At 63.9% G+C, this 10,656-nt stretch carries 14 protein-coding genes and 1 tRNA gene; 7 read left to right on the top strand and 8 right to left on the bottom strand.

Going from position 1 to position 10,656, the window contains the following annotated elements:
• The coding region (locus ACTS1Z_RS01925; RefSeq protein ID WP_442622746.1) for a substrate binding domain-containing protein at window positions 1-644 on the top strand (644 nt) is incomplete at its 5' end.
• Here the strand turns inward: ACTS1Z_RS01925 and ACTS1Z_RS01920 are convergent.
• Together ACTS1Z_RS01920 and ACTS1Z_RS01915 are read right to left on the bottom strand one after the other, a co-directional pair.
• Window positions 641-1,279: a glutathione S-transferase family protein gene (locus ACTS1Z_RS01920; protein ID WP_442622745.1), complete on the bottom strand. Its 639-nt coding sequence runs from the start codon at window positions 1,277-1,279 to the stop codon at window positions 641-643. The genes ACTS1Z_RS01925 and ACTS1Z_RS01920 overlap by 4 nt on opposite strands.
• A 111-nt stretch (window positions 1,280-1,390) precedes the next feature.
• A complete protein-coding gene (locus ACTS1Z_RS01915) occupies window positions 1,391-1,750 on the bottom strand; it encodes a DUF4190 domain-containing protein (protein ID WP_442622744.1) in 360 nt (119 codons plus the stop codon).
• A 168-nt stretch (window positions 1,751-1,918) separates the two neighbouring features.
• Between ACTS1Z_RS01915 and ACTS1Z_RS01910 the strand changes: the two genes are divergently transcribed.
• Window positions 1,919-3,481, top strand: coding sequence for a winged helix-turn-helix domain-containing tetratricopeptide repeat protein (locus tag ACTS1Z_RS01910; protein WP_442622743.1), 1,563 nt, complete (start codon window positions 1,919-1,921; stop codon window positions 3,479-3,481).
• Between the two features lie 151 nt (window positions 3,482-3,632).
• Complete coding sequence (locus ACTS1Z_RS01905; RefSeq protein WP_442622742.1) at window positions 3,633-4,271, top strand: PilZ domain-containing protein; 639 nt, start codon at window positions 3,633-3,635, stop codon at window positions 4,269-4,271.
• A gap of 44 nt (window positions 4,272-4,315) precedes the next feature.
• Here ACTS1Z_RS01905 and ACTS1Z_RS01900 read toward each other — a convergent pair whose 3' ends face one another.
• Complete coding sequence (locus ACTS1Z_RS01900) at window positions 4,316-4,873, bottom strand: DUF6456 domain-containing protein (RefSeq protein WP_442622741.1); 558 nt, start codon at window positions 4,871-4,873, stop codon at window positions 4,316-4,318.
• A gap of 136 nt (window positions 4,874-5,009) precedes the next feature.
• Between ACTS1Z_RS01900 and ACTS1Z_RS01895 the strand changes: the two genes are divergently transcribed.
• Window positions 5,010-5,573: a helix-turn-helix domain-containing protein gene (locus ACTS1Z_RS01895; RefSeq protein ID WP_442622740.1), complete on the top strand. Its 564-nt coding sequence runs from the start codon at window positions 5,010-5,012 to the stop codon at window positions 5,571-5,573.
• Window positions 5,574-5,602: 29 nt separating this feature from the next.
• Here ACTS1Z_RS01895 and ACTS1Z_RS01890 read toward each other — a convergent pair whose 3' ends face one another.
• The gene (locus ACTS1Z_RS01890) at window positions 5,603-5,827 is read right to left on the bottom strand and encodes an HIG1 domain-containing protein (protein WP_442622739.1); all 225 of its coding nucleotides are present in this window, start codon (window positions 5,825-5,827) and stop codon (window positions 5,603-5,605) included.
• A 121-nt stretch (window positions 5,828-5,948) separates the two neighbouring features.
• Between ACTS1Z_RS01890 and ACTS1Z_RS01885 the strand changes: the two genes are divergently transcribed.
• From ACTS1Z_RS01885 to ACTS1Z_RS01875, 3 genes are all read left to right on the top strand, one after another.
• Window positions 5,949-6,584, top strand: a complete 636-nt coding sequence (locus tag ACTS1Z_RS01885; protein ID WP_442622738.1) for a LuxR C-terminal-related transcriptional regulator — start codon at window positions 5,949-5,951, stop codon at window positions 6,582-6,584.
• Between the two features lie 210 nt (window positions 6,585-6,794).
• On the top strand, window positions 6,795-6,992 hold the full coding sequence (locus ACTS1Z_RS01880) for a hypothetical protein (protein ID WP_442622737.1): 198 nt from the start codon (window positions 6,795-6,797) through the stop codon (window positions 6,990-6,992).
• A 33-nt stretch (window positions 6,993-7,025) separates the two neighbouring features.
• The gene (locus tag ACTS1Z_RS01875) at window positions 7,026-7,727 is read left to right on the top strand and encodes an NAD(P)-dependent oxidoreductase (RefSeq protein ID WP_442622736.1); all 702 of its coding nucleotides are present in this window, start codon (window positions 7,026-7,028) and stop codon (window positions 7,725-7,727) included.
• Between the two features lie 59 nt (window positions 7,728-7,786).
• On the opposite strand, the gene ACTS1Z_RS01870 is transcribed toward ACTS1Z_RS01875, so the two are convergent.
• From ACTS1Z_RS01870 to ACTS1Z_RS01855, 4 genes are all read right to left on the bottom strand, one after another.
• A tRNA-Val gene (locus ACTS1Z_RS01870) sits at window positions 7,787-7,862 on the bottom strand.
• A 73-nt stretch (window positions 7,863-7,935) separates the two neighbouring features.
• Window positions 7,936-8,883: a winged helix DNA-binding protein gene (locus ACTS1Z_RS01865; protein WP_442622735.1), complete on the bottom strand. Its 948-nt coding sequence runs from the start codon at window positions 8,881-8,883 to the stop codon at window positions 7,936-7,938.
• A gap of 220 nt (window positions 8,884-9,103) precedes the next feature.
• A complete protein-coding gene (locus ACTS1Z_RS01860) occupies window positions 9,104-9,799 on the bottom strand; it encodes an aspartate/glutamate racemase family protein (RefSeq protein WP_442622734.1) in 696 nt (231 codons plus the stop codon).
• Between the two features lie 87 nt (window positions 9,800-9,886).
• A partial coding sequence (locus ACTS1Z_RS01855; RefSeq protein ID WP_442622733.1) for an NAD(P)(+) transhydrogenase (Re/Si-specific) subunit beta occupies window positions 9,887-10,656 on the bottom strand: 770 nt, incomplete at its 5' end.

Raw genomic sequence — 10,656 nt, 5'->3', positions numbered from 1 at the left:
AGCGGTTCGCGGAAGAGACAGGTGCGATGCGCGGTCCGATCCGGATCGTCGCGCCGGTCGCGCTGGGGCAGGACCGGCTCGCCGATGCCGCGATCGCCTTTCAGAACGACCATCCTGGTGTTGCTATCGACTGGATCCTCGAGGACGCCGATATCCGGATGGCCGATATCGGCGCGGATATCTGGATCAAGGTCGGCCCGGTGCCCGACGAGCGGCTGATCGTGAAGCCGCTTGCAACGGTCGAACGTATCCTGGTCGGCGCGGCGGGAACGGGCGGCGATACCCCTCTGCGCAAACCGGACGATCTGGCGGGGCTCCCCTGTGCGGCGCTCGGACCGTTCGAGGGCGGGCGCATTCCATTGACCGGACCGGACGGCAAGCGCGCCCGGCTCGACGCGCATGTCGTGTTCACCAGCAACAATATCCTCGCCATCCATCGTGCCGCGCTGCAGGGCATCGGCTATGCCGTCATGCCGCGTTGGTTCGTCGCGGACGATCTGGAAAGCGAAACGCTCACGGAGCTGCTTCCGGGATGGTCGGCCCCGGCGCTGACCATCCATGCGGCCTTTCCGCCCGCCCATCGCCAGACGCTGCGCGTGCGGCGATTTGCCGAGCATCTCGAGGGCGTGTTGGCCGGCCTCTAGCCGCCGACCATCGCCGCATCCTTCGCCAGCAGCTCGGCAAAGCTCTCGCGGCCGAGTACGCGCTCCTTGAAGGCCTGTGTCTTCGGATAGGCATCCCAATCGATCGCCGCCCGGCCATAGTCGAGATTCTTGAACGGCGCAGCGACCGAGATATCGGCGAGCGTGAGGCTGTCGCCGACGAGCCATTCGCGTCCGTCGGCCAGCGATTTCTCGATATGGGCGAGGATGGGCGGCAGCGTCTCGGTTTCCGCCGTCACCGCCGCCGCCTCGTCGGGTTCCTGCCCCATGAGCGCAGCGACGACGCGATTGAAGAAGATCGTACCGCCCGCCGGCACGAAGATGGTATCAGCGAACTCGTCGAACCACATCACCTTGCCGCGCGCCTCCGGGTCGGCCGGGATCAGCATCGGGTCCGGATGCTTGGCCTCGAGATAATGGGCGATGGCCGTCGAATCGGCGAGACAATAGTCGCCGTCGCGCAGACCCGGGATCTTGCCGAAGGGCGAACATTCGCGAAATTCGGGGTCGTCGGCGCCGGGCATCCGGTCGCGATGCTCGAACTCGATACCCTTCTCATTGGCAAAGGCGACCGTCTTGCGGACGAAGGGCGACAGCGAGGCACCATAGATGATCATGAGACCGACTCCTGAACGGGAAAGAAGAGCCGTTACGCTATCAGAACAGTTTCATATTGCAACGCATAAAAACGCACCGGGATGGTGCGTCACCCGCCGCGATGCCGCGCCCTATTTGGAGTCGCCGCGGAAGCTCTGCTCGGCCCGGATCTGCTCCTCATAGTCCCGCGCGACGCCCTCGCCGAGGCTGACGAGCCCCCACCAGGCGAGCAGCCAGGCGACGCAGATCGCGAGCGCCAGCGCCCCGGTGATGATCCCGGTCCAGGCGAAACCGCCGCCCGTCGGCTTGTTCTTGCCGATGATGCCGAACACGATCGCGAGCGGCGCCAATAGCCACGAGATGAAACCGATGATCGGGATCAGCGCCAGCAATACGGCGCACAGGCCGATGATCATCGCGGCGATCGCCATCCCGTTGCTGTCGCCGCTCTGTACGGGCTGCACCTGCGGCCGCGGGTCCTGATTGTCCATGAATTTGCCCCCTTGTTTGCCCGCACACACTAGTCACGGCGCGCCGCTGCTGACAAGCCGTGTGCACCCAAGGCCTTAAAATCGCGCGATTATGAACAAGACTGTCGGCACGCGCATGGACAAAGGCTGCAACTTTCCGGAGAATGCGCGGCACGGGACAGGTCGCATATGTCGTATCAATTTGCCGAATTCACGCTCGACCGGGAACGGTTCGAACTGCTGCGCGGTGACGAAGTGGTGCGGCTGCAGCCACGCGCGATGCGCCTGCTCGACCTGCTCGTATCGGCCGAGGGCCGGCTGTTGACCAAGCAGCGGATTTTCGACGAAGTCTGGGACGGACGGATCGTTTCGGATTCGGCGCTGTCGAGCCAGATCAAGGCGCTGCGCAAGGCGCTCGGCGATACGCAGCGGCCCTACCGCCTCATCGGCACCGTGCACGGCCAGGGCTTCCGGCTGCTGGCCGATACGTCGCGGCGCACGTCCGCGAGCGTGGCGACGCGCGAGCAGCCGCCGGTCGCCGAAGCCGAAACCGAACGCGTCGGCGTCCGGCCGTCGATCGCCGTCCTGCCCTTCACGACGCTCGGCGCGGCGGACCCGCACGGTGCGATCGGCGAGGCGTTGCCCGATGAGATCATCACCGCGATTTCTCGCCTCCGGACGCTCCATGTCATCGCCCGCGGATCGAGCTTCCAATTCTCCGCAGGCGGCAACAGCATCGCGGATATCGGGCACGCGCTTTCGGTTCATTACTGCCTGTCCGGCACGATCGAGGTCGCAGGCGATAAGCTGTTCGTCACCGCCGAACTCGCCGATACACGCGACGAAAGCATCGTCTGGGCCGAGCGTTTCGCCGGCAGCCTGAGCGCGATTCACGATATCCGCGCGGACATCGTCGCCGCCATCGTCTCCCAGATCGAGCTGCGCATCTCCCACAACGAAGCGCAGCGCGTCCGCCTCAAGGTGCCCGACGAGCTCACGGCGTGGCAGGCCTTTCATACTGGCATGTCGCGCTTGTTCACCCGCGATATCGAAAAGCAGGACGCGGCGGCGCGCTATTTCCAACAGGCGATCGGAATGGATCCGCTATTCGCGCGCGCCCATGCGGCCCTCTCCTATGTCTATTGGTGGATGAGCGTTCAGCGGTTGCTGGACGGCAACCGCGGCTTGCGCGTCAGGGCGCACGACAGCGCAATGCGCGCGATCGAGTGCGATCCCTTCGATCCGGCCGCCAGCCTCGCCATGGCGCGCGCGACATCGTTCGAGCTTGACCAGGACGAATCCCTGATGTGGCTCGATCGCACCATTGAGTATTGCCCGAACTATGTCGACGCGCACCGGCAGATGGCCGCGAAGCGATCGATGACGGGGCCGCCCGATGCCGCAATCGAACATGCGATGACCGCTCTGTCGCTGAGTCCGCGCGATCCGTTGCGCCACACCACCTATGCGTCGCTCGCAAGCGCGCACGCGCGGCTAGGAAAGCTTGAAGAAGCAGCCGAATGGGGCCGTAAGGTGATGGAGCTGCCGCATACCGATATCGTGGCGATGATATCCGGACTCTGTGCCAATTTTCTCGCCGGCCATCGCGATGTCTCGATGCGGATCGCTCGGAAGATCAAGTCGATCGACCCGTCTTTCACCACGGAACGGTTCATTCGGGCCCATCCCATGATGCCGCCTGAAACGGGATCGCAGATCGGGGCAATCTTCGCCGAGCATAATATTTCCTGAAGCAAAACGCTCTGCTGCAACAAAAATCCCCGAATTATCCAGAATTGATTCAAGACTTTGGGACATGTGCCGCCGCATAAGGTCGTACATCGCGAACGTCGCTGCCGAACAGTCTGGCGAGCGGCGTGCAAACAGATGAGGCAAGGAACTCGTGGCGGCTTTGAACATGGAACCCGACTGGCCGAACCCCGGCGAAAGCCGCGCCGAAGCGCGCATCAGGCTGTTGTACCGGACGGTCCGCCTGGTGCTCGGCGACCAGGAAATACTGGCCGTGATCCGCAACGTGTCGCGCACGGGCGTCGGCATCCGGACGTTCGGCCCGATCGAACTGCCCATGGAAATGGAAATCGAACTGGCGAACGGCACGCTGCTGCCGATCCGCAAGGAATGGCAGAATGATATGGGCTGCGGCGCATCTTTTCGTTCGCCGATCGATGTCGAACTGTTCCTGACGCAGGAGACGCCGGGAACGGTCCGGCGCTCCCTGCGGGTCAATCTGGATCACCATGCCATCCTGAAGGATGCGAGCGGCCGCCGCCCCGTGCAGATTCGCAATATCGGCATCGGCGGCGCATTGCTCGAAATGGAAAACGGGATCGAGCCGAGCGGCGCGTTCCAGCTCTTTTTCGACGCGCTGCGTTCGCGCAGATGTTCGGTGAGATGGTCGGCCGGACAGCACTTCGGCGTGCAGTTCGACACGCCCTTCCCCTTCGCGGAACTTGCCGAATGGCTCACCAAATTGGCGCGCGAAAACATGGCCGGCCCGCCGGCCGCCGATAGCGTCGATTGAGGGTGCCCTTTCCCCCGGAAGCTAGCTCTTGTTCGGCGTTCGCATTACCGGTTGTCCGGGCTTCCGCCCGGCAACCGGTAATGTTCGGCCAGCCGGTCGAGCGCCAAGCATAGAACGAGCTTGCCTGACCGCGCCGGCCAGCCCATCTCACCCTCAGCCGCCTTGAGCCCTTCGCCCGCACACAGGACGCGCCATGCGATATCCTCAAGCCCCGGGCCGAGTATCGCTACCGCCTGCTCGAAGCGCCGCTTGGCCGCGATCTGCGCCTCCCCCGGATCAAGCGCCGCCGGTGCGCCGCGCGCGACCTTGCCGGTCGGCGGCGCATCCCATTGCATCGTCACCCGCGGCGATAGCTGGGACAGTTCATAGTCGCGCCGCAACGCCTCACCGGCGTCATATTGGCGCGCCGTCACATGACCCCGCGCGCGCAGCCAGGACAGCGGCGATTCCGCAAGATTGACGGTAACCGACCGCGCGAGCCGGCCCTTGCGCACCGGAGCCCCGGGCCGGATCGGATCGGGGCGCGCCACGCCGTCGCGCGGCAAGGGGCGTTCGACCAGGATCCGCGGATCGGCTTCGGCTGTGCGTCGGTTTTGCGGCATCGATGACTGTCCTTCCGCCAGGGGAGAATCGGGAAATGCCTACTTGCCATTCCGGCTATGATGTAGGAAAGAGAAAAACCGATTTGGTTAGTTATCGGACGGCAGCGCCACCGTCTCGAGATCAGGGAGAGCGTCGATGATCACGGCCATCCGCGAAATCCGCAAGGCGAAGGGCATGACCCTGCAGGAGGTTGCCGACCGGTGCGATCCGCCGACCACGGCGCAGACCATCGGCCGGCTCGAAACCGGCACGCGCACCGTGTCCGTCGACTGGCTGAACCGGATCGCCAAGGCGCTCGGCGTCGAAGCCGGCGATCTCGTGACGCTACCCGAACAGGCCGAATTACCGGTAGCGGCGATCTTGGATGCCGACGGCGTCGATGCGCCGCACCAGCCGATACGGCTCGCCCCGCCCCGGCCGGACGCAGGCGCTGTCGCGGTGCAGGTGCGTGCGGGCGTCGGCGATTACCGGGCAGGCGACGAGATATGGTGCGACCGGATTGCGCCGGAGGCCTATAGCGGGGCGCTCAATCGCGATGTGCTCGTACCGCGCCCGGCGGGCCGATTTCTATTCGGCCGACTGATCGGACGCGTGGGCGAGCGGATACAGATATTGCCGCTGGGGGCTGGCGGGCGGCAGCAAATCGTCAGCGATCCCGCCTGGATCGGCGTTGCCACCCGATTGGTAAGGGCGCTCTAGGCGCCCGTTCCATGGCGCGAGGTCTGCGTTCAGGCCGAGAACAGCGTAAGCGCTAACAAGGCAAGTCCGACCGCGACCGCCTGTAGCAGGACTCGGCCCTGCATCGCCTTGTTCTGGGCACGCGCGCCTTCGCTCGGCCCATCGCCGATCAGATCCTCCTTCGTCGTGCTGAGAAACGCGACGATGCCGCGCACGAAGAAATAAACGGTGCCGGCGATGGCGGCGAAGACGAGAAGAAGAGTTATCCAAAACATGAAAAGGAGATCGGTATCCGCGCGGCCGCGTGCGAGATGACCCTTGGTGCATATCGCCCCGACGGCTTGCAGCCTGTTTGCCAAGCGGCCTATAGAAGCAGCGGGAGGAAGGTGAGTGCAGATGCAAGGGAATGAGGCCGACGTGCCGATCCCGACGGAACCCGATCCGGAGTTGATGGCGTTGATCGACAATAGCCCGGTCGCTTCGGTCATCAGCAATCCCAGGCTACCCGACAACCCGATCGTCGCGGTCAACGAGAAGTTCATCGAACTGACCGGTTATGACCGGGACGAGATTATCGGCCGCAACTGCCGGTTCCTCGCCGGGCCGGGTACGGAGCCATGGTTGACCGAGGAAATCCGCCGCGGCGTGCGCGAAAGAACGTCCGTGCTCGTCGAAATACTGAACTATAAGAAGGACGGCACACCGTTTCGCAACGCTGTGCTGGTCGCCCCGATCTACAATCAGGAGGACGAGCTCGACTATTTCCTCGGCTCTCAGGTCGAAATCCCCGACGGCGCGGCCAATATCTCCACCGCCCGCCAAACCAGCGCCGTCGAGGCGGTGAAGAATCTGTCCGAACGGCAGCGCCAGGTCCTGCAATATGCCGCCAAGGGCCTGCTCAACAAGCAGATCGCCTATGAGCTCGGCGTGACCGAGCGGACCGTGAAAATGCATCGCGCGCTCGTGATGGAGCGGCTCAACGTGCAGACCGCGGCGGACATGATCCGGCTGGCCGTGGAGGCCGGGCTCTAGGCAGCGCGACCGGGCGGGCAGCTCGCGAAAACCATCGCGAAACACAGTCCATGTCCCAAGGGACATGTAGGCGAATCACAGTCGATAGGAGATACCGACAATCGTTGCGGTGAGCGGCGCTTTTTTGACTCTGCCACCCTCCCTAACTTGGCTCTGTCCTCCCCAGTGCCGTCGCCGCAACAATCGATTCAGCGAACGAGGTGAACGGTGATGTCCGCCAGCGAAGACAATATGGATCGCAGCGGCGCGGACAGCACGAGCGGCATCCGCCGGCTCATCGCGCGCAAGAACGAAAAGCTCAAAAGCGTATCGCGCGCCTTCTTCGCGAGCCGCGGCCATATGAACCTGCAGAACGACAAGTCGCAGCATCGCCGCTTCGCCTATCTCTATGAAGACATGCTGACCTGATGGGCCGCAAGATTTCGACCGGGCATGAAGCGCATGGCCGATAAGCAGAAAACTCTCGTGATCTTCGGCGCCGCCGGCACCACCGGCGCCGCAGCCGTTGCCTGTGCACGCGACCGCGGATTTGCCGTACGGGCCGTCGAACATGAATGGCCGGCTGACGCGCCCGATGGCGACGATGTTACCCATCACAGCGCCGACGTAATGGATGACGATCTCGCCCCGCTGATCGACGGGGCGGACGCGGTGATCTCCGCCATCGGCCTCAGCATGTCGATGCGCACGGTCGTCGATCCGCCGCCGCTCTACACGAAGGGCACGGCCAATATCGTCGCGGCGATGCAGGAAACGGCCGTCCGCCGGCTCGCCGTTATCTCGGCGACATTCGTCGAGGATGCCGGGGCCGGGCCGCTCTGGTTCCGCGTGACCGCGATGCCGGCGCTCGCCAATATCTATGCGCAGATGGCGAGCATGGAGGCCGATCTTGCCCGGGCGAAGGATATCGACTGGACGGCGGCGCGCCCCGGCTGGCTGCTGGATCGCCCCTTCACCGGCGACTACAAGGTGACCGACGAAAAGATCACGCCCGGCCTGCTCCGGACGCGGCATGCCGACCTTGCCGACTTCCTCGTGCGCTGCGTTGCCGAGGGCCTGCATATCGGCGAAACACCGGCCATCGCGCGCCGGGAATCCGAACTCGACGAAAGCCCGCTCGCGCTCAAGGACGAGCTGGTCTGACTCGGCGGATGCGCGATCAGGCGTCGCGCGCAACCTAACCCATTGATTTTCAAAAAGAATGGTGGGCGCTGACAGGCTCGAACTGCCGACCCTCTCGGTGTAAACGAGATGCTCTACCAACTGAGCTAAGCGCCCGCACCACAAGATGCGCTGTGCCCCCTGCCAAATCGCGGGGCGCGGCGCAAGCGGAAGATTGCCGCCGCGGCGTTTATCCCGACAGCAATTCGCCCTTCTGCCGGGCCGCCGCGAACCATCGCTCGATCGCATGCGCCGCATCGTCCGACAGCTCGATGAACACCCGCCGCCCGTCTCGCGGGTCGGACCGGCGGACGAACAGCCCGCGATCGGTCATCGTGCGGATCCAGCGCAGGGCCGTCGTCGGCGGAACCGCCGCCGCGATACACAGGCTGGAGACCGCTACCTGCCGCCCCTCGAGCCGCGCTGCCATCAGGTCGAGCAGCATGTCCCATGCGGGATCGGCAAAGAGGTCACGGTCGAAAAAGCGTTCGCGCAGACGCCGCATGCGGATCATCACGCGGATATCGTCCGAGCCCACAGTCTCTGTCCGCCGCGGTTCGGCATGGAAGGCGTGCGGCGCTTCGGCCAGGCGATTATCGTCGCCATTGGGCTGCGCACGTTCGTCATGCGACAGTTCGGCGAGCGCGCGGGCGATCCGCCCCGCCTCCTCGCTCAGACGCCGCAGACGGGCATCGTCGCGTTCTCCGCCAATGTCATGAAACGCGTCCCGCCGGTTCGCCAGCGCCAGACCGAGCGCCGCCGCCTGGTCGATGGCCTTGGGCGCACACAGCATGGCGATATCGCTATGGGCGATTTGCGCATCGACGATATCGACAAGTTCGATGGGTACCGAGACGATGCTGCGATGCCGGCCCGCGCGCGCATTGCCCTCGATCTTGTCGAGCAAGCCATCGAGGGTCCGGCCATGATCTTCCGACAGGTCGACCAAAGCCACATCGAGAGAAATCTGTTCGCCGATCCGGTCAACCGCGTCTTCCGGTTCGGCGGTACACACGACCCGGCCGCCGACGGCATCGACGGCGTTCCGGCATCGCGCCTGACCGGCAGGACTGTCCGTAACGATCAGTATCGCGGGCGGCTCTCCCGCCTGCCGTTCGCCGCCATTCGACTGTGCCATGTCCGCGTCCCCGTTCTGCCTATGTTCGCTATATTCCGACCAAAGCGGACCGAGAAGCCTGGAGTTCATCCGTAACGGTGAATATCTCGATGATAACGCGAAGTCCGCTTTCCGGAACCCCGGCGGCGGCCATGGAAAAGCGTCACTCCGACGTCGCGCGAGCCGAAGGGTGACTTACTCCAAAACGGAGGCAGATTGATCCGATCGCGCCCGGTGGCAGCTATTCGGCATCGAGTATCCAGTCGAGCGCGGCCTCGGCGTGCAGCGCGGTCGTATCGAATATCGGCAGGACATTGCTGTTGGGATTGACCACCATCACCAGTTCGGTGCAGCCCAGTACGACGGCTTCGTTGCCCGCCTTTTGCAGGTTCGTGACGAACGTTTTCATCGTTCGCTTCGATTCTACCGTTGCCTCGCCCAGCACCAGTTCGTCGAAAATGATCCGGTCGATCTCCGCCATGCGTTCGGGATCCGGAATCGCGAGTTCGATGCCATGGCTTTTCAGGCGATCACGCAGAAAACCCTCGCTCATGGTGAAACGCGTTCCGAGCAATGCGGCGCGGCCGATCTTTTCCGCGCGTATCGCTTTGGCAGTCACATCGCCGATATGCAGCACCGGGATATCCACGGCGTCGGTCAGATAGTCGTAAAGCTTGTGCATCGTATTCGAACAGAGCACGAGCCCCTCCGCGCCGGCGGTCGCCAATCGCCGCGCGCTTTCGGCAAGCTGATTGCCGAGACGGTCCCACTCGCCATCGGCTTGTGCCTGGGCGATCGGCTCGAAGTCGAAGCTCTCGATCAGCAGCGGTGCGCTGTGCCGGCCGCCAAGCTTCCGTCGCACGCCGCGATTGATCTGCTCGTAATACATGGCGGTCGAGGCCCAGCTCATGCCCCCGATCAGACCCAACTTACGCATGACACATTCCTCTCCGCCGCGCCTTCATGGCGACACAACGGTACATTTCGGCAAACGTTCCCTATGCGGAACAATATCGCGCGGGAATCAACCCAGGCTCTTGTTGATTTCCTCGACCATCTTCTTGGCGTCCGACAGCAGCATCATCGTGTTGTCGTTGTAGAAGACCTCGTTGTCGACGCCCGCATAGCCGACGCCGCCCATCGACCGTTTGATGAAGAACACGGTTTTCGCCTTGTCCACATCGAACACGGGCATGCCGTAGATGGGTGAGCTTGAGTCGGTCTTCGCGGCCGGGTTCACCACGTCGTTCGCACCGATAATGAAAGCCACATCGGCCTGGCTGAACTCGCTGTTGATATCCTCCAGCTCGAACACCTCGTCATAGGGTACGTTCGCCTCGGCCAGCAGCACGTTCATATGCCCGGGCATCCGGCCCGCGACCGGGTGGATCGCATATTTGACCGAAACACCCTCTTCCTTGAGCAGGTCCGCCATCTCGCGCAGCACGTGCTGGGCCTGAGCGACGGCCATACCGTAACCCGGAATGATGATGATCTTCTCGGCCTGTTTCATAAGGAACGCCGCGTCGTCCGCCGAGCCAGCCTTCCATGGCCGCTCGACCCGCTCGCCCTTGTCACCGCCACCGCCGCCATCGGCGCCGAAGCCGCCCGCTATGACCGACAGGAACTTCCGGTTCATGGCCCGGCACATGATGTAGCTGAGGATCGCACCGGATGACCCGACCAGCGCGCCGGTAATGATCATCGCCGTATTGCCGAGCGTGAAGCCCATCGCGGCGGCCGCCCAGCCCGAATAGCTGTTGAGCATCGAGACCACGACCGGCATGTCCGCGC

It is taken from the genome of Parasphingopyxis sp. (assembly GCF_052168295.1).
Classification (GTDB): domain Bacteria; phylum Pseudomonadota; class Alphaproteobacteria; order Sphingomonadales; family Sphingomonadaceae; genus Parasphingopyxis.
Note: the sequence above shows the minus strand (reverse complement) of the source record. Positions and strands in the feature narration are given on the sequence as shown.